Source organism: Streptomyces sp. NPDC101132 (genome assembly GCF_044759225.1).
Classification (GTDB): Bacteria; Actinomycetota; Actinomycetes; order Streptomycetales; family Streptomycetaceae; genus Streptomyces.
The window spans coordinates 209,236-229,480 of record NZ_JBIVYX010000003.1 but is presented as its reverse complement, the minus strand read 5'-3'; the positions used below and the strand labels follow the sequence as shown (position 1 = coordinate 229,480).

Genomic DNA, 20,245 nt, shown 5'->3' with positions numbered 1-20,245 from the left:
GAGAGCACGGGAACCGGCGTGGTCAGCGCCGGTTCCCCGCGGCTCAGTGCGTCTCCTCCACCTCACGCACGGGCAGCTCCGCAGCGAGTGCGGCGGCCGCCTGGACGAGGGGGAGCGCGAGCAACGCCCCGGTTCCTTCTCCTACTGTGACGCCGTGGTCGAGCAACGGGTTGAGTGCCATGCGGTCCAATGCCTTGCTCTGTCCCGGTTCGCCGCTCGCCTGACCGGCCAGCCACCAGTCGGGGGCGCGGAACGCCGCACGCTGGGCCACCAGGGCGCAGGCCGCCGAGACCACGCCGTCGAGGATCACCGGCGTACGGCGCACCGCGCACTGGAGCAGGAAGCCGGTCATCGCCGCGACGTCGGCGCCGCCGACCGCCGCGAGCAGCTCGACCTGGTCGCCCAGCACCGGCCGGGCCCGCCGCAGCGCGTCGCGGATCGCGGCGCACTTGCGCATCCAGGCCAGGTCGTCGATGGGCGCGCCGCCGCGGCCGGTGACCACGGAGGCGTCCGTGCCGCACAGCGCCGCGATCAGGGTGGCGGCGACCGTGGTGCCGCCGACGCTCAGGTCGCCGAGGACCACGAGGTCGGTGCCGGCGTCGGCCTCCTCGTCGGCCAGGGCGATGCCCATGCGGAGGGCGGCCTCGGCCTCCTCGGCGGTGAGGGCGTTCTCCACGTCGATCCGGCCGCTGCCCCGGCGCACCCGGTGGCGCACGACCTCCTCGGGCAGCAGCTCCGGCTCGCAGTCCAGGCCGGCGTCGACGATCCGGACCCCGGCGCCGAGGCGGCGGGCGAGCACCGCGACGGGGCTCTCGCCGTCCAGCACCTTGCGGACCAGCTCGTGGGCCGAGCCGGCGGCCCGGGCGGAGACGCCGAGCGAGGCCACCCCGTGGTCGGCCGCGAAGAGCACGACCCGCGGGTGCTCGACCGGCTTGACCGGTACGGCGGCCTGGGCGGCGGCGAGCCACTCGGCGAGCTCGTCGAGCCGCCCCAGGGAGCCGGGCGGCACGGCCAGCCGGTCACGGCGTTCTTCGGCGTCACGCCGCACGCCCGCGTCGGGGCGCTCGATCAGATCGGAGAAGTCGTCGAGGTTCAGCCTGCTCATCTGCCGAACAGTACAGGCGGCCGGGGCCGGTCAGCGCCCCGCCCGGCGGCCGGCCGGGGGCGTCACCCGCGCAGGACCAGCGCCTGGCCCGCGACCACCAGCAGCACCTGCTCGCACTCGGCCGCCACCGCCGCGTTCAGGCGCCCCAGTTCGTCCCGGAACCGGCGGCCCGAGGCGGTGGCCGGCACCACGCCCGAGCCCACCTCGTTGCTGACCAGCACCACCTGACGGCCCGTCGCACGCACCGCGGCGACCAGCTCCGCCACCCGCTCCGCGAGCGCCGCGCGGCCGGTCTCCGCCCAGGTGCCGTCGTCCCACGCGCCGACCCGGTCCATCGCGTCGGTGAGCCACAGGGCCAGGCAGTCGATCAGCAGCGGCGGGCCGTCGGCGGCCAGCAGCGGCACGAGTTCGCAGGTCTCGGTGGTGCGCCAGGAGCCGGGGCGGCGGTCGCGGTGCAGGGTGATCCGGGCCGCCCAGTCGGGGTCGCCCTCGCGGGTGCCGCCGGTGGCGACGTACTCGATCGTCGGGAAGGTCTCCAGGCGCCGCTCGGCCTCCACGGACTTGCCCGAGCGCGCCCCGCCCAGCACCAGCGTCCGGCGCGGCACGTCGGGTACGGCGTGGTACTCCCCCACCACGAGGGTCGTGCCGTCCGGCACCGCCCGGGCGCCGGCCGCCGCCAGCCGCCGGTCCGTCTCCGCGCCCGGCGGCACCTCGTGCCCGAGGTGGACGGCGACGACGTCGGTGGCCGGCCCCACCGCGCCCGCGGCCCGCAGCCGGGCCAGGGCGTCGGGGCGCCCCACCACGTCCATGGCGACCAGGTCGTACGCCCGGTCCCGGCGCCCGCCCGCTCCGTCGGCCCCCGCCGGGGACCCGCCGGGCGGCAGGTACAGCAGCCGCTCCCCGTCCGGGCCGGTCACCTCGTACCCGGTGCCCGGCGAGTCCATCGGCACGGCCCGCACCCGGTGCCCGCTGATCACCGCCAGCTCGCGCCCGTCCGGCACCCGGCCCGCCGTCGGCAGCCCGGGCGGCAGCTCCACGGCCGGCCCGTCGTGCGGATGGGTCAGCAGCACCTGCCGCACCCCGGACAGCGAGTGCCCGGCACGGGCGGCGGCCAGCGCCGCCCCGGGGGTGAGGTCGAGCAGCAGCGCGCCGTCCACGAGCAGCGCGGTGGCGGCCCGGGCCAGCGGGCCGACGGCGGCGGCGCAGGCGGCGCAGGGGCAGCCGGGGCGGGGCAGCCCGTCGGGCGCCCCGGTACCGAGGAGAGTCAGTTCCACGTGGATGATCCTCCCGCGTCCCCGCAACCCGTGCGCGCCCGGCTACGCTGCGGGCAGGCTGGACTGCGTACAGCCGACGCGTACGGACGAGCATCGGAGGCGGGCATGGCGTGGACGTGGCGGTTCGAGGACGCGCAGGGCGCGGAGACGGCCCCGGCGGTGGAGCCCGAGGAGTTCACCACGCAGGGGGACGCCGAGTCGTGGATCGGCGAGGTCTGGAAGGAACTGCTGGAGGGCGGGGCCGAGAAGGTCGCGCTCAGCGATGACAACGGGACCGAGCTGTACGTGATGTCCCTGCGCGAGGCGGCGGAAGCCTCGTAGCGCCCGGACCGGCCGGGTGCGGCCCCGACGGGGGCGGCACCCGGCCGTCGGGTCACTGTCCGCGGACCCCGCAGAGGTGCAGCAGCGCCGCCACCCCGCGGTACGGGTCCACGCGTCCGGCGCGGTCCTCGGCGGCCAGCAGCCGCTCCAGCTCCTCCGCGGCCGGGAGTTCCACCTCGTTGCCGATGGTGTCCGTGAAGACCCGCACCCCGTACCAGGCGTGCAGCGGCGCGCCGATGCCGGACAGGGTGGAGGTGAGGGCGTCCAGCCGGTCGGCCCGTACGGGCAGCCCCAGCCGGTTCGTGTACGCCTCGGTGTCGAAGGCGGCCAGGGTTCCCGCCCAGTCGCCGCTCAGCCCCGGCCGCATGGCCAGCGCGTCGCCGTTGCGGACCAGCAGGGACAGCAGGCCGCCCGGGGCCAGCATCCGGGCCAGCGCCGCGAGCATGGCGTCGGGCTCGGGGACGTACATCAGCACGCCGTGGCAGAGCACCACGTCGAAGCTGCCCGGCAGGAAGTGGGCGCCGGTCTCGCGGCCGTCGCCCTCCATGAAGCGGACCCGCTCCCTGATGCCGGCGGGCTCGCCCGCGAGGGCGTCCCTGGCGACCTGGAGCATGCCGGGGTCCGACTCGAGTCCGGTGACCTTGTGGCCGGCCCGGGCGAGCCGCAGGGCCTGGGTGCCCTGGCCCATGCCGACGTCGAGGATCCGCAGCCGCTGCCCGACCGGGTAGCGGGCGGTGATCTGCTCCTCGACCTGGCGGGCGACCAGTTCCTGGCGGACCGTGTTGCGCAGGCCGCCGAGCCCGGCCAGCCAGGCGTCGGCGCCGCCGCTGAAGGCGGACGGGCGGACGGGCGGACGCGGAGCCGCGCCGGCGGTCGCCGGAGCCGTGGCCGGGGGGCCCGGCTGGGCGGGGACCGTGGTCCCGCCCGGGGCGGCTACCGCCTCGTCGGCCGTACTCAGGGCCGCTCTCCGCGCTTGACCTGCGGCTTCGGCAGGCGCAGGCGACGCATCTGGAGGGTGCGCATCAGGCCGTACGGGACGGCGCCGCGCCTCGGCTCGTTCGGGAAGCGCTGGTTCAGGGCCTTGCGGAGGCGGAAGACCAGGCCGATCGAGTCGACGATGATCAGCGCGATGACCGCGAGCCACAGCAGCAGCGCGACGTTCTGGATGGCCGGCTGACGGATCATGCTCAGCACCAGGATGATCACCGCCAGCGGCAGGAACATCTCGGCGACCGAGTAGCGGGAGTCCACGTAGTCGCGGACGAAGCGCCGCACCGGGCCCTTGTCGCGTGCGGGGAGGTAGCGCTCGTCGCCGGAGGCGAGGGCTTCGCGCTGGCGCGACAGCTCCGCACGGCGGCGCTCGCGTGCCCGCTTGGCGTCCTCCTTGCGGTTTCCGGTCGAGGCCACGACCGCCTTGCGCTGCGACTGGGCCACGGCGCGCTTGGGCGTCGGGCGGCCCTTGGGCGCCTGCGGGTCACGGGGCTGCTTGGAGAGGTCGTCGCTCACCTTGTCGGTGGCGGACGCCTTCTCATCCTTGGAGGAACGGCTACCAAACACAGAACCCAAGGGTACGGGGTGCGCGGCATGGACCCCACCTCGCCGGGGAACGATCCGGCAACGACGGGCGTCTACCCCGGTGCCGGGTCCTGGTGTCACCTACTCCTCAGGCCGGACGTCCGCCGAGTGCAGTCGTCCTGGAGGAGGAGCGCATCCGGGCTCGAACAGTGCGGTAATGGAGGCAGGGCCCGTACTGTGGGTGATGTCGGAGTCCTGGACCTGAAGTCGTCAGAAGGGGGCGCGCGAAGCCCATGAGCGGTGTCATGAAGCGTATGGGGATGATCTTCCGCGCGAAGGCGAACAAAGCCCTTGACCGGGCCGAGGACCCGCGCGAGACCCTCGACTACTCGTACCAGAAGCAGCTGGAGCTGCTCCAGAAGGTGCGCCGGGGCGTCGCGGACGTCGCGACCTCCCGCAAGCGCCTCGAACTCCAGCTCAACCAGCTCCAGGGGCAGTCCGCCAAGCTGGAGGACCAGGGCCGCAAGGCGCTCGCCCTGGGCCGCGAGGACCTGGCGCGCGAGGCGCTGTCCCGCCGCGCCTCCCTCCAGCAGCAGGTCTCCGACCTGGAGGTGCAGCACCAGACCCTTCAGGGCGAGGAGGAGAAGCTGACGCTGGCGGCGCAGCGGCTCCAGGCCAAGGTGGACGCCTTCCGCACCAAGAAGGAGACCATCAAGGCCACCTACACCGCGGCCCAGGCGCAGACCCGCATCGCGGAGTCCTTCTCCGGCATCTCCGAGGAGATGAGCGACGTCGGCCTGGCGATCCAGCGGGCCGAGGACCGTACGGCGCAGCTCCAGGCCCGCGCCGGCGCGATCGACGAACTGCTGGCCTCGGGCGCGCTGGACGACCAGAGCGGGCTGGGCGGCAAGGACGACATCCAGGCCGAGCTCGACCGCCTCTCCGGCGGTACGGACGTGGAGCTGGAGCTCCAGCGGATGAAGGCGGAGCTGGCGGGCGGCTCCGCGCCGAAGCCCGCCATCGAGGGCGGCACCGCCGACCCGTCGCAGCAGTCGCACTCCCAGCACCGGTTCGACAAGCAGTAGGACAGGGGCCCGTCATGATTGTCCGCATCATGGGGGAAGGCCAGGTCCGGCTGGACGACAGCCACGTCGCCGAGCTGAACGGACTGGACGACGAGCTGCTCCGGGAGATGCAGGGCGGCGACGAGGCCGGCTTCCGCCGGACCCTGTGCGCCCTGCTGGACAAGGTCCGGGAGCTGGGGGCTCCGCTGCCGGACGACGCCCTGGAGCCGTCGGAGCTGATCCTGCCGGCGCCGGACTCGTCCCTGGACGAGGTGCGGCAGATGCTGAACGACGACGGACTGATCCCGGGCTGACACCGCGGGACGGACACGGCGTACGACGGCCCGGCCGGGCGCTCAGCCCGGCCGGGCCGTCTCCTTCTCCGGGGTCGGCGCGCCGCCGATCCAGTCCTGGACCTTGCGCCGGGGCACGGCCCAGCGCCGGTCGTGGCGGTAGGCCCGCAGGCCCGCCTTCGCCCGCGCCTTCGGCCGCTTCGCGTAGAACTTCTTGGCGTACGGGGAGCCGGGCCGGGCCAGCCGGATCGCGCCGATCAGCGCCACGAAGGGGATGAGGGTCCCCAGCAGCGCGGTGCGCGGCTTGCCCTTCCAGAGGGCGACCAGGGCGAGGAAGAAGTTCGTCGCGGTGTTGATGACGACCACGCCGCGGTTCTGGCGCTCGTCCGCCGTCAGCTCGTTCACGCCGAACGGCAGGAAGCCGCCGAGGACCAGGGCCACGAGGGCGGCGGTGAGGACCACGATCTCCACGCTCTTGCGGCCCTGTTCGCTCCAGTAGACGTCGTCGAGGTGGAGGATCAGCGCGAACTCGTCGAGCACGAGGCCCGCGCCGAGGCCGAAGAGGACGGCGGAGAGCAGCGCCCCGAAGCTGTGGTGGGCGCTGCCGATGGCGCCGAACCCGCCGATGATCACGAGGACCACGCCGGGCACGACGTGGTGGACGTGCATCCCGCCGGGGGTGACGTTGCGGAAGGGGCCCTTGCCGGCCCGGATCATCCGCGTGATCGTCCGGGTCACCAGGAAGGACGTCACGAAGGAGACCAGCGCGAGCAGCATGGGGAGCTTCCCCGGCTCGACGATGTTCCGGTACCACCAGTGACCCATACCACCAGCTCCCGATTCGGTGCTTATGAGGCAATTTACCTGTCGGGCCACCGGGTAGCGTTCGCGCGATGAGCCACACACCGCCCGCCGGGCCCGCCACGCTCGCCGACGGCGTGCGCTTCGCCTTCGGCACCCTCACCGTGCTGCCCGCCCGGCTCACCCGCTGGGACCGTCCCGCCGCCCGCGCCGGGATGCTCTGCGCACCGCTGGCGGGGCTGGCCGTGGGGCTGCTCGCGGCGGGGCTGGGCGCGGGGCTGCTGCTCGCCGGGGCCGGGCCGCTGCTCGCCGCGGTGGCCACGGCCGCCGTGCCGGCGGCCCTGACGCGCGGGCTGCACCTGGACGGGCTGGCCGACACCGCGGACGGGCTGGGCAGCGGGAAGCCGGCCGAGGACGCGCTGCGGATCATGAAGCAGTCGGACATCGGGCCGTTCGGCGTGATCACCCTGGTGCTGGTGCTGTTCGCGCAGGTCGCGGCGCTCGCCGAGCTGTACGGGCAGGGCTGGGCCCAGGGTGCGCTCGCCGCCGTGGCGGCCGCCGCGGCCGCCCGGCTGGCCCTCACCCTCGCCTCACGGGCCGGGGTGCCGCCGGCCCGGCCGGAGGGGCTGGGCGCCGCGGTCGCCGGGGTGGTCCCGCGGGGGGCGGCCCTGGCCGTGGTGACCGTCGTCGCGCTCGGCTGCGCCGCCGCGGCGCTGCCGCTCGGCCCGGCCGCGGCGGTACGGCAGCTCGTCGCCGTCCTGGCCGCCCTGGCCGTGTCCGAGCTGCTGCTGCGCCGGTGCGTCTCCCGCTTCGGCGGGGTCACGGGTGACGTGTTCGGCGCCCTCGCCGAAACCGCCGCCACCACCGCTCTCGTGGTCCTGACCCTGGGCTGACCGGCACACCGGCGGCCTCCCCGGCCGCCGTGGCCGCCGCGGCTTCCGGGGCTTCCGGGGCTTCCGCCGACTCCGCGGCTTCCCGGGCCTCCGCGGACTCCGCCCACTCCGCGGCTTCCGGGGCCTCCGCGACCCGCACGGCCTCCGTGGTCTCGGCGGCGGGCACCCCGGCTCCGGAAGCCGGAACGGCGGGCACCTCGCCCCCGGGCGCCGGAACGGCCGGGGTCCCGGCCGGGACCGGGTCCTCCCAGTAGTCCCGGCCGCCGAAGCGCAGTACCTCGTCCACCCGGTCGCGCTCCGGCGAGCCCTTGGGGACGACCTTGGCGATCCGGCACTCCAGCGCGGTCGCCCGCGCGGCCCGCCCGGGGTGGTCCACCGGGTCCGCGCGCAGGCAGAGCCGCAGGTACGAGACCAGCAGGCCGGGATCGTCCGCCGCGAGTTCGAGCCCCTTGCGGTACGCCAGCTCCGCCTCGGCGTCGTGGCCGCCCTCGCGCTCGTCCTCGGCCGCGTGGGCCAGGCCCAGCCAGCGGTAGAGCACGGGGTCGGGCCCCCGTTCGGCGAGTCCCGAGCCGGCCGTGCGCCGTACGTCCTCGAAGGCACCCGCCGCGAAGAGGACGGCGCAGCGCGCGGCGTGGTCGTGGTCCTGTTCCTGCACCTGCTGCACCTGCCGTGTCACGTGTCCCACCGGGTCGCTGAGCGTGCGAACACTGTCCGGTCGGCCGTCCGGCCAGTCAACGCCGTGCAGGTCACGATTCAGCAGGTCCGGCGCCAGGCGTCGAGCTCGTACCGCTTCAGCAGGGAACTCAGGCCGAGGGCACGGGAGCGGGCGCAGAAGCGGTCCACCGGGAGTTCGTACTCGGCATGGAAGACGGCCTTGCCGGCCTTCACGAAGGGGGTGAGGCGCTCGCACTCGGAGTATTCGGCGCACTGCTCGTTCACCGCGAAGTCGAAGTCGCCGACCAGCTCGGGGATCTGGTCCAGGTCGTTCTTCAGGCCCACGGCCAGGCCCCGCTCGTGGGCGAGCCGGGCGAGCAGGCGGTTGAAGCGGAGCTGGTCGGCGGCGGTCAGCGGGAAACCGGTGCGGTTGCGGTAGCCGTCGGTGTTGTCGGGCTCCACGGCGTCGAAGCCCTTGTCGCGGCACATGTCGAACCGCTCGGCCAGCAGCGGTTCCAGCCGGGCGGTGGCCCGGATGTCGAGCCAGCGCTCGCCGTCCCAGCCGTTGCCCTCGCCGAGCAGCTCCTCCGGGAACTCCCCGGCGTCGGGCCGGAACTCCTCCCAGGCGCCGGCCGACAGGTAGCAGACCGCCTTGCGGCCCTTCCGGTGCAGGGCCGCCACCTCCGCGGCCGTGGTCGTGAAGCCGTCCACGTCGTAGACCTCGGCGTCGACGGAGAGGTCGAGCCGGCCGCTGAGCTGCCACTGCCAGGTGAGCCCGGGGCCGGGCCGCCACCGTTCCGCCGTCGGGTCCCCGGCCCCGCCCCGCGCGGCGGGCGGTGCGGACGGGGTGCACGCGACGGCCAGCAGCAGCAGTACGACGGCCCCGAGCGCGCGCCTCATCCGGCCGCCCCGAGACCCTGCGGCAGCCCGGCCCAGGGATGGGTGCCGGCGCCCGGCACCGCGCAGTGCACGGCCGCCCCGCGGCGGCGGGCCAGTTCGGCCGCCGGGGCTCCCGGCGGCACCCCGTACACCAGGTGGCAGAACCGCTCGGGCGGGTGCGCGCCCGTCCACTCCGGCACCTCGACGGCCTGGTAGGCGTCCCAGGGGCCCTCGAACGTCACGAGGACGTCGGCGAGTTCGGCGTAGCCGGGGTGCGGGTGGGCGCCGTGGTTGAGGACCAGGGTGTGCGCGCCGGCGGCCCGGGCGGCGACCGACAGCCGCCGGTAGTGGGGCAGCAACTCCCCCTCGGCGGCGGCCTGGTCGAGGAAGGCGCCGTCGGCCCCGTACCAGTCGCGGTAGCGCAGCAGGTCCTGGACGACGGCGCCGTGCCGGCGCCGGCCGTAGTCGGTGTCGACGTAGCCGAGGACCGGCACGCCCGCGTCCTTGAGCCGGTGGCAGACGGCCAGGAACCTTTCGTCGGCGCCCGTGCCCGGCCCGCTGGCCGGGTTGAGCACGACGGCGCGCAGCAGGTCGGCGGCGCGGATCAGGGCCTCCCAGTCCTCGGGCCGGTCGGCGGGGTGCTCGTAGAGCGGCACCAGCAGCATGTCGTCCTTCCGGTTCTTCTATCGGTGGGCGGTGGCCCGGCTCAGCAGTACGCAGACCAGCACGGCCAGCGCCGCCGCGGCGGCCCCCGCCACCGCGAGCTGCACCAGCCGGGGCTGCCCCGCGCCGGTCAGCAGGGCCACGCTCTGGACGGCGGCGGCCGCCCCGCACACGCCGGCCGCCGCCCGCACCGCGCCGAAGGACTGCAGCAGCAGCCCGGTCCACATCACGGCGCCGAGCAGCAGCAGGGTGGCCAGCCGGGGCACGTCGAGCCCCGGCGCCCCGGGCCACAGCAGCGTCCCCGCGACCCCCAGCGCGAGCAGCACCGCGAGGTAGGCGGAGAGGCACTCGGCCAGGGTCACGAGCATCGCCCGCCAGAAGGCGCCCGGCGTCCCGGCCGCGCGCAGCCCCGCCAGGCTCCCGCTGCGGAACCGGTGCAGCAGCCACTCGGCCGGGCCCATGCTGAGCGTGAGCGCCACCGCGGAGGGCGCGGCCACCGCTTCGGCCGGGCCGCCGGCCAGCACCTCGCCCAGCGCCGCGTACAGCACCAGCAGCCCGGTGCCCAGGCCGAACACCCCGAAGGGCACCGAGTCCGCGAGCCGGGGCCCCCGGAACACCCGGTCCTCCTCCGCGCCCCGCAGCATCCGCCAGTGCACGGGGCCGTGCCCGGACCGGGCGGCCGCCCAGCCGCGGACCTTGGCCCGGAGCGCCCGTACCCCCTCGGCGACCGGCAGTTCCCGGACGGCCAGCACGCAGGCCGCGGCGAGCGAAGCGGCCAGCAGCCCGACGCGGACGGGCACCGGCATGCCCACGGACAGGGCCACCACGGAGCCGGCGGCCATCGGCAGCAGGGCGTAGAGCAGCACCCGCTCGCGGCCGAGCACCAGCAGCACGGTGGCGGCGCCGACGTACACGGCCTGGCCGGCGGCGAAGGCCACGCAGAAGGCGGGGCCGGGCACGGCCACCGCGGCGGCGGTGCCCAGCAGCGCCCCGGCGGGGGCGCCGACCAGCAGCGTGCGGCCGGCGGCGGCCCGGTCACCGAGGCCCAGCCAGGAGTACGCGCGGTGCGACAGGGTCTGGTCCCACACCCAGCCGATCAGCGCCCCGGCCAGCAGCGTGAGGGTGCCGGCCGGCAGCCCGAGCCGGTCCGGGGGGCCTTCGAGCAGGGGGGCGCCCAGCAGGTAGGCGAGGCCGGGCAGGGCGAAGACGATGCCCCGGAGCAGGCAGGCCGTCAGGGAGACCCGCCAGGGGTCGGGGGCCGTGCCGTCCGGCTCGTCGAACTTCCGCGGCACCCGCGCGTACAGGTCCTCGGCCAGCGTGAAGGAGTCCTGCCGCCCGTAGGAGAGCCGGATGTGTTCGTCCGTCATCCCGTCCGACTCCAGCAGGGCGGCGATCTCGTCCGGGTGGACGGCGCCCGCGATCTGCGGGGACAGCCGGTCGGCCAGCTCGTCCACGGGGTCGTCCGCGGCGGGTCCCGACCGGCGCGGTCGGGGGATCCGCAGCGCCAGGGTGTCGTCGCCCGACCGGGCTCCAGGGGTCAGCCACAGCGGTCCGCTCACCACAGGCTCCCGTCCGCCGCGAGCTCGCGGTACCAGGGGTCGGCGGCGCGGGGCGACCAGTCCCCCGCGAGGTCGGCGTGCAGCTGCGGCACGGGCGGTGCGGCCAGTTCGCGGTAGATATGCCGGAAGCCGTCGACCGACTGGTGCAGGGTGAACTTCTCGACGACCCGGCGGCGGGAGGCGCGGCCGAGTTCGGCGCGGCGGGCGTCGTCGCGCAGCAGGGCGAGGGTGGCCCGGGCCATCAGCTCCGGTTCGCGGGGCGGGACGACCAGGCCGGTGTCGCCGACGGCCTCGCGCACCCCGCCGACGTCGGTGGAGACGGTGGTCCGGCCGCAGGACATGGCCTCGATGATGCTGAAGGGGAAGCCCTCGCTGATGCTGGACAGCATCACGACGCTGCCGGCCGCGTAGGCCTTGGCGACCTCGCTGATCCGGCCCTCGTAGCTGATGCCGTCGCTGACGCCGAGCTGGGCGGCGACCTTCTCCAGGTGCAGCTGGTAGTCCTCGCCGCCGGCGGGGACCGGGCCGAAGAGGCGCAGGCGGAGCGCGGGGAGTTCGGCGCGCATCAGGGCGTAGGCGCGGATCAGCGTCTCCAGGTCCTTGATGGGGTCGATCCGGCCGCACCAGCTGAGGGTGGGGACCTCGGGCTCGGGGCCGGCCTCGGGGAAGCGGTGCGGGTCGACGCCGTTGTAGACGGTGCGGATGCGGTCGGCGGGGGCGCCGCCGCGCTCCTCCCAGCGGCGGTTGTACTGGTTGCACGGGGTGATCAGGTCGGCCTGGCGGTAGCCCTCGGAGTTCAGCTCGCGGTAGAAGCCGAGCATCAGGGCCTTGACCGGGTAGCGCTGGGCCTGGCTGCGGTAGCCGAGGTAGCGCTCGCGCAGGTAGATGCCGTGTTCGGTGAGGAGGAAGGGGACGCCGTCCAGCCGCTGGGCGGCGAGGGCGGGGAGGGTCGCCAGGCCGCTGCTGACGGCGTGCGCGACGCAGTCGTCCGGGATCCGCACGGCGAGCGGGCGCAGGGCGTGTTCCAGCAGGTCGTTGGCGGTGAGGGCGTCGTGGAGGGTGGGGCGGGAGCCGGCCACCGGCAGGTCGGGGCGGGTCCAGACGGCCATCAGGGTGCGCAGGACCGATTCGGAGCGCAGCGCGGTGGAGAGGCGTCCGGTGCGGGCGAGCGCGGCGAGTTCGTAGAGGGCGGCGGAGAACTCGTCCGGGGCGGGCGGGCCCAGGAGGGAGAGCACGAAGCGTTCGTACGTCTCGGCGAAGCGGCGGTGGACGCGGCCGCGCAGGACGGTGCGTGCCGAACGGCCGGGTGCGGGTCCCCAGAGGGGGACGGCCGTGTGCCGGTAGACGTTGCGCGGCAGTTCCCAGGTGACGGGTTCGCGGCCGGTGCCGGTGAGGGCGACGACGTTGAAGTCGACCTCCGGCATGCCGCGGACGAGCTGGTCGCACCAGGTGCTGACGCCGCCGTGGACGTGCGGGTACGTGCCTTCGGTGAGCATGGTGACGTGGCGCCCATGGCTCATGCGGTTGGTCCCCCCAGGACTCGAAGGCGCCGGCGCCCCGGATGCGGGTGCGCCGGCGAGGTGGTGCGGTCGGGTGGTGTGGGTCGTACGGCGGCCGGTCCTGCCGGCCGTGCTCAGCTGGGCAGCTTGAGCGTGACCGCGGACTGCAGGAACTCCGGCGCGGTCCAGGCGGAGCGGGTGCCGGCGTAGGCGGTTCCCCAGGCGCCGGTGCCGAGCGTCAGCTGCTTGCGGGTGCCCTCGGGAGCGGTGACCGGGGCGCTGACGCCGGCGGGCGCCTTGACGGTGACGGTGCTGCCGACGCGGTAGGCGGTGACCTTGCCGTCCGCGAGGGCCTTGTCCCAGGCGGCGCGGCGGGTGAACTCGGTGCCGGTGTCGCGCTGGCGCGGGTTGACCAGCGGGGTGCTGGCGGCGAACAGAGCCTGGTAGGTGGTCAGGATCTCGTCCAGCACGGGGTAGAGGATGCGGTCCTCGGCCAGGTTGGACTGGTGGACGTAGTGCGGCCGCGGGTCGTTGGCGAGGACGTGCCGCAGGGCGGTGCGGGCCTCCTGCGGGACGATGTACTCGGCGTACCCGGTGGCGGTGTCCAGCGGCTCGGGCAGGCAGGTGGAGGCCGGGTTGGACTCGCAGATGCCGCTGCCGCCGTCGGCGGCGCTGGTGTAGATCCAGTTGTACTCGTCGGCCATCTCGGCGGCCGTGCCCGTGTTGTAGTACACGTTCATCGGGTGGCGCGGGACGGTCAGCGCGTTGCCGACGGCACGCTGCTGGGGCTCGCGGGAGTTGTCGCTGGCGATCCAGCGGACGCCGTTGTCGGCGAGCGCGCCGGCGAGGTTGGGGTTGTCCACGGGCTGCTGCGGGAGGGTCTTCAGGCCCGAGTGCTCGCCGGTGACCAGCTCGGTGCGGTCGACGGAGATGCCCTTGCCCACCGCCCAGTTGTGGTTGTCGCGGATCTGCGCGGCGATCTCGGAGCGGCTCATCCACTGGGTGGTGCCGTTGGCGGTGGTGGCGCACTTCCAGGGCACGACGGAGACGTCCTGGACGCAGCCGAGGAAGGGGTGCGTGTACGTGTGGTTGATCCAGCGGTACTTGGCCCGGTCGGCGACCAGCTGCGCGGCCATGGCGTCGGTGCCGCCGTTCTCCGCCTTCCACTCCTCGCCCGCGCCGGCGTTGTAGACCATGTCGAGGGTGAAGCCCCGGGCCTGCTGCCACTGCGCCGCGTACTGGGCGTCGGCGGCCGTCATCCGGATCGTCGAGCCCTCGCCCTCGCCGCCCGCGCAGTCGTAGTCGCCGGGCGTGCAGTCGAGCTCCGTGTTCCACCGGGCGTCCGGCGCGAAGACGTCGTCGACGTGGACGGAGAGGTAGTTGCGGGACTGGCCGAGGTGCACGCCCTGGGTGAGCCAGTCGACGATGCCCCGGGCCAGCAGCCGGTACTGCCGCTGGTACCGGTTGTAGCCGAAGGTGACGACCAGCTCGCTGCGGCCGTCGTGGGTGTACTCGCCGACCAGGGAGGCCCGGCCGCCGCCGGCCACCGGCATGTCGACGTAACTGGTGTAGCCGGGGCGGGGCTTGCCGGCGTAACCGTAGCTCTCCGGAATGAGGCCGGAGTTGTCCTCGAAGGTCACCTGACCCGCGAGGTAGCCGAACGGGCCCGCGCGCCCGGCGTCGGTGAGCGCCGCCTGGACCCCGTCGAGCTGGCCGGAGTAGCCGCCGTTGTCGGTGTAGTCCAGGCCCACGCCCGGGTGCGCCCAGGTGTAGGCGTCGACCTGGCGGATGCCGTACGCCGCCTCGTAGGCGGTCAGCGCGGCCATCTCGGCGGAGCCCGCGCCGAACGGGTCCTCGTTCGGCAGGACGACGCCCTGGTACTTGGCGCGCGGCTTCCCGTCGACGGTGTCGGCGAGGAAGGCGGCGTCGATCACCGGGCGGCCGGGGCTGCCCAGCGCGACGGTCGTGTACGGCACCCCCGTGTCCCGCAGCTCGCTGGTCACGGCGTCGACCGCGCTGCCCCCGTCGTCCACCACCAGCACTTTGAGGTCGATCCGCGGTGTCACGGCGGCCGTCGCCGAGACCGCGGGCACTGCCACCGACACCAGGGCCGCCGCCACGCACACGGCAGCCGTCCGGTTCATCCGGTTCCTGTGGACCATCGTGGCCTTTCCCCCCGCAGCAGCCTCCGCCGCCGGCCCTGACGGAGGCCGTACGGGTGAGGCTCTGTGGAAATCATGCAAAGGAACCTCGCGTCCCCTTGCGAGAGTGCGTCGAGTCTCGCGGACCCCATCAGTCCCGAGCGGCAAACCCGGAGCAGTGACCACAGATGGGTGAACCGGGCGACGTTCCGGTCGAACAACCTGACCAACGGCGGAGTGGCGTGCGGACGAGTGCGTGCGCGTAGGCTCATTTCTGGCGGCGGACGGCCCGGAATACGATCGCCGAGCATGGCCGACCACCCCCTCGGCCCATACGACAAAAACGGAAGCGAGACCTCACCACCGTGACTGCTCTGACTCTCAGCACTGCCGGCGCGGCGACGCTGCGCGCCGACGCCCTCGTCATCGGCGTCGCGAAGGGCGCCAAGGGCCCCGTCGTCGCCCCGGGCGCCGAGGCCGTGGACAAGGCGTTCGACGGCAAGCTCGCCGCCGTTCTCGACGCCCTGGGCGCCGGCGGCGCCGAGGGCGAGGTCACCAAGCTCCCGGCGCCGGCCGGGCTCAAGGTCCCGGTCGTGATCGCCGTCGGCCTCGGCTCGGAGCCGGAGAAGAACGAGTCCTTCGACGAGGAGGCCCTGCGCCGCGCCGCCGGTGCCGCGGCCCGCGCGCTGCACGGCGCCAAGAAGGCCGCCTTCGCGCTGCCGCTGGAGGACGCCTCGGCCGTCACCGCCGTGGCGGAGGGCGCGCTGCTGGGCGCGTACGCCTTCACCGCGTACCAGGGCGGCGACAAGAAGGACGGCAAGAACGGCAAGCAGCCGCTCGCCGAGGTCGCCCTGCTCGGCGCCAAGCCGCGTGACAAGGAGCACAAGGCCGCGATCGAGCGCGCCAAGATCGTCGCGACCGAGGTGAACATCGCCCGCGACCTGATCAACACCCCGCCGAACGACCTCACCCCCGAGGCCTTCGCCGCCGTCGCCCAGGCCACCGCCAAGGAGATCGGCCTGAAGGTCCAGGTGCTCGACGAGAAGGCCCTGACCAAGGGCGGCTACGGCGGCATCATGGGCGTCGGCAAGGGCTCCGAGAACCCGCCGCGCCTGGTGAAGATCACCTACACCCACCCCAAGGCGGAGAAGTCCCTGGCCTTCGTCGGCAAGGGCATCACCTACGACTCGGGCGGCATCTCCCTGAAGCCGGCCGGCCACAACGAGACAATGAAGTGCGACATGTCCGGCGCCGCCGCCGTGTTCGCCGCCGTGGTCGCCGCCGCGAAGCTGGGCCTCCAGGTCAACGTGACCGGCTGGCTGGCGCTCGCCGAGAACATGCCCTCCGGCTCCGCCACCCGCCCCGGCGACGTGCTGCGCATGTACAGCGGCAAGACCGTCGAGGTCCTCAACACGGACGCCGAGGGCCGCCTGGTCCTGGGCGACGCGCTGACCCGCGCCTCCGAGGAGAACCCGGACGCGATCGTCGACGTGGCCACGCTGACCGGCGCCATGGTGCTGGCCCTGGGCGACCGCACCTTCGGCATCATGTCGAACGACGACGCCTTCCGTACCTCGATCCACGAGATCGCCGAGGAGGTCGGCGAGGCCTCCTGGCCGATGCCGCTCCCCGCCGACCTGCGCAAGACCATGGACTCCCCCACCGCGGACATCGCCAACATGGGCGTCCGCATGGGCGGCGGCCTGGTGGCCGGCCTCTTCCTCCAGGAGTTCGTGGGCGAGGGCATCACCTGGGCGCACCTCGACATCGCGGGCCCCGCCTTCCACGAGGGCGCCCCGTACGGCTACACCCCCAAGGGCGGTACCGGATCCGCGGTCCGCACCCTGGTCCGGCTGGCCGAGCGCACCGCCACCGGCGACCTGGGCTGACGGGTCCGTCCGGTTTGATCCGCTCCGTACGGCCCCCGACCGCCCTCGGTCCGGGGCCGTACGGCTGTGTTCACTCTCAACGAAATCCGCAGCCGCCTACGGGTCGGTAACCCCCGTGGGCTGCATCACGGACTTGCCACACCCCGGGCCCGGCGTCCCGCGTTCCCTCGACAAATGCGAAGATGGGTTCTCGGCAGGACAGGGCCCCACCACAGGGGCCGAAGAAAAGCGGCCGAACACCAGCCGCCGCCCGGTCACAGGAGACCGGCGCCCGGCGCACATGCATGGAGGACGTGACGTGGCGAACGACGCCAGCACCGTTTTCGACCTAGTGATCCTCGGCGGTGGCAGTGGCGGTTACGCCGCGGCCCTGCGCGCCTCGCAGCTGGGTCTGGACGTTGCCCTGATCGAGAAGAACAAGCTCGGCGGCACCTGCCTGCACAACGGCTGCATCCCCACCAAGGCTCTGCTGCACGCCGGAGAGGTCGCGGACCAGGCCCGCGAGGCCGGCCAGTTCGGTGTCAAGACCTCCTTCGAGGGCATCGACATCGCCGGTGTCCACAAGTACAAGGACGAGGTCATCTCGGGCCTGTACAAGGGCCTGCAGGGCCTGGTCGCCTCCCGCAAGGTGACGTACATCGAGGGCGAGGGCCGCCTGTCCTCCCCGACGTCCGTCGACGTCAACGGCCAGCGCATCCAGGGCCGCCACGTCCTCCTGGCGACCGGCTCCGTGCCGCGCTCGCTGCCGGGCCTGGAGATCGACGGCAACCGCATCATCTCCTCGGACCACGCGCTCGTGCTGGACCGCGTCCCCGAGTCCGCGATCATCCTGGGCGGCGGCGTCATCGGCGTCGAGTTCGCCTCGGCGTGGAAGTCCTTCGGCACCGACGTCACCGTCATCGAGGGCCTGAAGCACCTCGTCCCGGTCGAGGACGAGAACAGCTCCAAGCTGCTGGAGCGCGCGTTCCGCAAGCGCGGCATCAAGTTCAACCTCGGCACCTTCTTCGAGAAGGCCGAGTACACCGAGAACGGCGTGCGCGTCACGCTGGCCGACGGCAAGACCTTCGAGGCCGAGGTGCTGCTGGTCGCCATCGGCCGCGGCCCGGTCTCCCAGGGCCTGGGCTACGAGGAGCAGGGCGTCGCGATGGACCGCGGCTACGTCCTGGTCGACGAGTACATGCAGACCAACGTGCCGACGATCTCGGCCGTGGGCGACCTCGTCCCGACCCTCCAGCTCGCGCACGTCGGCTTCGCCGAGGGCATCCTGGTCGCGGAGCGTCTGGCCGGCCTGAAGACCGTCCCGATCGACTACGACGGCGTGCCGCGCGTCACGTACTGCCACCCCGAGGTCGCTTCCGTCGGCATCACCGAGGCCAAGGCCAAGGAGATCTACGGTGCGGACAAGGTCGTCGCCCTCAAGTACAACCTGGCGGGCAACGGCAAGAGCAAGATCCTGAAGACCGCGGGCGAGATCAAGCTCGTCCAGGTCAAGGACGGTGCCGTGGTCGGCGTCCACATGGTCGGTGACCGGATGGGCGAGCAGGTCGGCGAGGCCCAGCTGATCTACAACTGGGAGGCTCTGCCGGCCGAGGTCGCGCAGCTCATCCACGCGCACCCCACGCAGAACGAGGCTCTCGGCGAGGCCCACCTGGCGCTCGCGGGCAAGCCCCTGCACTCCCACGACTAATCACAGTCACCGGGCGCGACGACCACTTCCGCACATCCGTTAGGAGCAACTGAAACCATGGCGGTTTCCGTAACCCTTCCGGCGCTCGGCGAGAGCGTCACAGAGGGCACTGTCACCCGCTGGCTGAAGGCCGAGGGCGAGCGCGTCGAGGCCGACGAGCCGCTGCTCGAGGTGTCGACCGACAAGGTCGACACCGAGATCCCGGCCCCGGCTTCGGGCATCCTGGCCTCCATCAAGGTCGCCGAGGACGAGACCGTCGAGGTCGGCGCCGAGCTGGCCATCATCGACGACGGCACCGGCGCCCCTGCCGCTGCCCCGGCCCCGGCCGCCGCCGAGGCACCCGCCGAGGCGCCCGCCGCCGCTCCGGCCCCCGTGGCCGAGGCGCCGGCCGCTCCGGCCCCGGCTGCCGAGGCCCCTGCCGCGGCTCCCGCGGCGGGCGGTGCCACCGGCACCGACGTCGTGCTGCCCGCCCTGGGCGAGTCCGTCACCGAGGGCACCGTCACCCGCTGGCTGAAGCAGGTCGGCGAGTCCGTCGAGGCCGACGAGCCGCTGCTGGAGGTGTCGACCGACAAGGTCGACACCGAGATCCCGGCGCCGGTTTCCGGCACCCTGCTGGAGATCGTGGTCGGCGAGGACGAGACCGCCGAGGTCGGCGCCCGTCTCGCCGTCATCGGTGCCGCGGGTGCGGCTCCGGCCGCCGCCCCGGCCCCGGCCGCTCCGGCTCCGGCCGCTGCCCCGGCTCCGGCCGCCACTCCGGCTCCGGCCGCCCCGGCCGCCCCCGTGGCCGCTCCGGCTCCGGTCCAGGCCGCCGCTCCGGTCGCCGCCCCGGCTCCGGCTCCGGCCGCTCCGGTCGCCGCCCCGGCTCCGGTCACCCCGGCCCCGGCCGCCGCTCCCGCCGCCGGCGACGAGGGCGCGTACGTGACCCCGCTGGTCCGCAAGCTGGCCTCGGAGTCCGGCGTCAACCTGGCGACCGTCACGGGCACCGGTGTCGGTGGCCGCATCCGCAAGCAGGACGTCATCGCCGCCGCGGAGGCCGCCAAGGCCGCCGCTCCGGCTCCGGCCGCTGCCGCCGCCCCGGCCGCCGCCGCCAAGGCCCCGGCCCTGGAGGCGTCCCCGCTGCGCGGTCAGACGGTCAAGATGACCCGCATGCGCAAGGTCATCGGCGACAACATGATGAAGGCCCTGCACTCGCAGGCGCAGCTGACCTCCGTGGTCGAGGTGGACATCACCAAGATCATGAAGCTGCGCGGCAAGGCCAAGGACTCGTTCCTGGCCCGCGAGGGCGTCAAGCTCTCCCCGATGCCGTTCTTCGTCAAGGCCGCTGCCCAGGCGCTGAAGGCCCACCCGGTCGTCAACGCCCGGATCAACGAGGACGAGGGCACCATCACCTACTTCGACTCGGAGAACATCGGCATCGCCGTGGACTCCGAGAAGGGCCTGATGACCCCGGTCATCAAGGGTGCGGGCGACCTCAACCTGGCCGGCATCTCGAAGGCGACCGCCGACCTGGCCGGCAAGGTCCGCGGCAACAAGATCACCCCGGACGAGCTGTCCGGCGCCACCTTCACGATCAGCAACACCGGCTCGCGCGGTGCGCTGTTCGACACGGTCATCGTGCCGCCGAACCAGGTCGCCATCCTGGGCATCGGCGCCACCGTCAAGCGTCCCGTGGTCATCAACCACCCGGACCTGGGCGAGACCATCGCCGTGCGCGACATGACCTACCTGTCGCTCTCCTACGACCACCGTCTGGTGGACGGCGCGGACGCCGCCCGCTACCTGACGGCCGTCAAGGCGATCCTGGAGGCCGGCGAGTTCGAGGTCGAGCTCGGCCTGTAACACGGGACTTGTAACGAGCCTCACCGTCGGGGGCCCCCCCCCCGCCCCCCCCCGGGGGGGGGGGCCCCCGGCCCGGGCCCCGCCCCCGCCCCCGCGCCCCCCACCCCGGGTAAAACACAAGAAAACCCCCCCCCCCGGGCGCGCGCAGCCCGCGCCCAAACCCCCCCCC

General features: G+C 74.1%; 18 protein-coding genes. 7 read left to right on the top strand and 11 right to left on the bottom strand.

Translation table 11 applies throughout. From position 1 onward, the window contains the following. Window positions 1-43 precede the first annotated feature (43 nt). Both cobT and ACIQUR_RS08605 read right to left on the bottom strand, forming a co-directional pair. Entirely contained in the window at window positions 44-1,105 is a 1,062-nt protein-coding gene (cobT, locus tag ACIQUR_RS08610; RefSeq protein ID WP_403660437.1) for a nicotinate-nucleotide--dimethylbenzimidazole phosphoribosyltransferase, read from the bottom strand. Window positions 1,106-1,167: 62 nt separating this feature from the next. Next, a complete protein-coding gene (locus tag ACIQUR_RS08605) occupies window positions 1,168-2,379 on the bottom strand; it encodes a bifunctional adenosylcobinamide kinase/adenosylcobinamide-phosphate guanylyltransferase (protein WP_403660434.1) in 1,212 nt (403 codons plus the stop codon). 105 nt (window positions 2,380-2,484) lie between these two features. Here ACIQUR_RS08605 and ACIQUR_RS08600 point away from each other — a divergent pair, with 105 nt between their 5' ends. Then, the gene (locus ACIQUR_RS08600; RefSeq protein WP_403660431.1) at window positions 2,485-2,700 is read left to right on the top strand and encodes a hypothetical protein; all 216 of its coding nucleotides are present in this window, start codon (window positions 2,485-2,487) and stop codon (window positions 2,698-2,700) included. Between the two features lie 52 nt (window positions 2,701-2,752). Here the strand turns inward: ACIQUR_RS08600 and ACIQUR_RS08595 are convergent, their stop codons facing one another. Further along, on the bottom strand, window positions 2,753-3,508 hold the full coding sequence (locus tag ACIQUR_RS08595) for a class I SAM-dependent methyltransferase (RefSeq protein ID WP_403661418.1): 756 nt from the start codon (window positions 3,506-3,508) through the stop codon (window positions 2,753-2,755). Window positions 3,509-3,654: 146 nt separating this feature from the next. Continuing rightward, window positions 3,655-4,266: a DUF3043 domain-containing protein gene (locus tag ACIQUR_RS08590; protein WP_403660428.1), complete on the bottom strand. Its 612-nt coding sequence runs from the start codon at window positions 4,264-4,266 to the stop codon at window positions 3,655-3,657. A gap of 242 nt (window positions 4,267-4,508) precedes the next feature. Here ACIQUR_RS08590 and ACIQUR_RS08585 point away from each other — a divergent pair, with 242 nt between their 5' ends. Beyond that, complete coding sequence (locus tag ACIQUR_RS08585) at window positions 4,509-5,300, top strand: PspA/IM30 family protein (RefSeq protein WP_403660425.1); 792 nt, start codon at window positions 4,509-4,511, stop codon at window positions 5,298-5,300. Window positions 5,301-5,314: 14 nt separating this feature from the next. Then, window positions 5,315-5,593, top strand: coding sequence for a hypothetical protein (locus ACIQUR_RS08580; RefSeq protein WP_403660422.1), 279 nt, complete (start codon window positions 5,315-5,317; stop codon window positions 5,591-5,593). 42 nt (window positions 5,594-5,635) lie between these two features. Here the strand turns inward: ACIQUR_RS08580 and ACIQUR_RS08575 are convergent, their stop codons facing one another. After that, window positions 5,636-6,397 (bottom strand): hypothetical protein, encoded by a 762-nt coding sequence (locus ACIQUR_RS08575; RefSeq protein ID WP_403660419.1) that lies wholly within the window; start codon window positions 6,395-6,397, stop codon window positions 5,636-5,638. Window positions 6,398-6,465: 68 nt separating this feature from the next. Between ACIQUR_RS08575 and ACIQUR_RS08570 the strand changes: the two genes are divergently transcribed. Further along, window positions 6,466-7,266, top strand: a complete 801-nt coding sequence (locus ACIQUR_RS08570; RefSeq protein ID WP_403660416.1) for an adenosylcobinamide-GDP ribazoletransferase — start codon at window positions 6,466-6,468, stop codon at window positions 7,264-7,266. Here ACIQUR_RS08570 and ACIQUR_RS08565 read toward each other — a convergent pair. From ACIQUR_RS08565 to ACIQUR_RS08540, 6 genes are all read right to left on the bottom strand, one after another. Further along, the gene (locus ACIQUR_RS08565) at window positions 7,193-7,942 is read right to left on the bottom strand and encodes a hypothetical protein (RefSeq protein WP_403660413.1); all 750 of its coding nucleotides are present in this window, start codon (window positions 7,940-7,942) and stop codon (window positions 7,193-7,195) included. The genes ACIQUR_RS08570 and ACIQUR_RS08565 overlap by 74 nt on opposite strands. Before the next feature lie 77 nt (window positions 7,943-8,019). Further along, complete coding sequence (locus tag ACIQUR_RS08560; protein ID WP_403660411.1) at window positions 8,020-8,820, bottom strand: endo alpha-1,4 polygalactosaminidase; 801 nt, start codon at window positions 8,818-8,820, stop codon at window positions 8,020-8,022. After that, entirely contained in the window at window positions 8,817-9,464 is a 648-nt protein-coding gene (locus ACIQUR_RS08555; protein ID WP_403660408.1) for a spherulation-specific family 4 protein, read from the bottom strand. Before ACIQUR_RS08555 ends, ACIQUR_RS08560 begins: the two co-directional genes overlap by 4 nt. Before the next feature lie 18 nt (window positions 9,465-9,482). Then, window positions 9,483-11,021 (bottom strand): hypothetical protein, encoded by a 1,539-nt coding sequence (locus ACIQUR_RS08550; RefSeq protein WP_403660405.1) that lies wholly within the window; start codon window positions 11,019-11,021, stop codon window positions 9,483-9,485. Beyond that, window positions 11,018-12,541, bottom strand: a complete 1,524-nt coding sequence (pelF, locus tag ACIQUR_RS08545; RefSeq protein ID WP_403660402.1) for a GT4 family glycosyltransferase PelF — start codon at window positions 12,539-12,541, stop codon at window positions 11,018-11,020. Before pelF ends, ACIQUR_RS08550 begins: the two co-directional genes overlap by 4 nt. A 113-nt stretch (window positions 12,542-12,654) precedes the next feature. Further along, window positions 12,655-14,664, bottom strand: a complete 2,010-nt coding sequence (locus tag ACIQUR_RS08540) for a hypothetical protein (protein WP_403660399.1) — start codon at window positions 14,662-14,664, stop codon at window positions 12,655-12,657. 362 nt (window positions 14,665-15,026) lie between these two features. Between ACIQUR_RS08540 and ACIQUR_RS08535 the strand changes: the two genes are divergently transcribed. The 3 genes from ACIQUR_RS08535 to sucB all read left to right on the top strand — a co-directional run bounded on the left by ACIQUR_RS08535 (window position 15,027) and on the right by sucB (window position 20,076). Then, the gene (locus ACIQUR_RS08535; RefSeq protein WP_403660396.1) at window positions 15,027-16,550 is read left to right on the top strand and encodes a leucyl aminopeptidase; all 1,524 of its coding nucleotides are present in this window, start codon (window positions 15,027-15,029) and stop codon (window positions 16,548-16,550) included. 298 nt (window positions 16,551-16,848) lie between these two features. Beyond that, complete coding sequence (gene lpdA, locus ACIQUR_RS08530) at window positions 16,849-18,237, top strand: dihydrolipoyl dehydrogenase (protein WP_399939560.1); 1,389 nt, start codon at window positions 16,849-16,851, stop codon at window positions 18,235-18,237. 57 nt (window positions 18,238-18,294) lie between these two features. Further along, complete coding sequence (gene sucB / locus ACIQUR_RS08525; RefSeq protein WP_403660393.1) at window positions 18,295-20,076, top strand: 2-oxoglutarate dehydrogenase, E2 component, dihydrolipoamide succinyltransferase; 1,782 nt, start codon at window positions 18,295-18,297, stop codon at window positions 20,074-20,076. Window positions 20,077-20,245 lie beyond the last annotated feature (169 nt).

Bases quoted from the DNA above. Each gene is read 5' to 3' on its own strand.
- ACIQUR_RS08600 (WP_403660431.1), top strand. From the start codon at position 2,485: ATGGCGTGGACGTGGCGGTTCGAGGACGCGCAGGGCGCGGAGACGGCC.
- ACIQUR_RS08570 (WP_403660416.1), top strand. From the start codon at position 6,466: ATGAGCCACACACCGCCCGCCGGGCCCGCCACGCTCGCCGACGGCGTG.
- ACIQUR_RS08575 (WP_403660419.1), bottom strand. From the start codon at position 6,397: ATGGGTCACTGGTGGTACCGGAACATCGTCGAGCCGGGGAAGCTCCCC.
- ACIQUR_RS08555 (WP_403660408.1), bottom strand. From the start codon at position 9,464: ATGCTGCTGGTGCCGCTCTACGAGCACCCCGCCGACCGGCCCGAGGAC.
- pelF (WP_403660402.1), bottom strand. From the start codon at position 12,541: ATGAGCCATGGGCGCCACGTCACCATGCTCACCGAAGGCACGTACCCG.
- ACIQUR_RS08540 (WP_403660399.1), bottom strand. From the start codon at position 14,664: ATGAACCGGACGGCTGCCGTGTGCGTGGCGGCGGCCCTGGTGTCGGTG.
- ACIQUR_RS08585 (WP_403660425.1), top strand. From the start codon at position 4,509: ATGAGCGGTGTCATGAAGCGTATGGGGATGATCTTCCGCGCGAAGGCG.
- sucB (WP_403660393.1), top strand. From the start codon at position 18,295: ATGGCGGTTTCCGTAACCCTTCCGGCGCTCGGCGAGAGCGTCACAGAG.
- ACIQUR_RS08580 (WP_403660422.1), top strand. From the start codon at position 5,315: ATGATTGTCCGCATCATGGGGGAAGGCCAGGTCCGGCTGGACGACAGC.
- cobT (WP_403660437.1), bottom strand. From the start codon at position 1,105: ATGAGCAGGCTGAACCTCGACGACTTCTCCGATCTGATCGAGCGCCCC.
- ACIQUR_RS08560 (WP_403660411.1), bottom strand. From the start codon at position 8,820: ATGAGGCGCGCGCTCGGGGCCGTCGTACTGCTGCTGCTGGCCGTCGCG.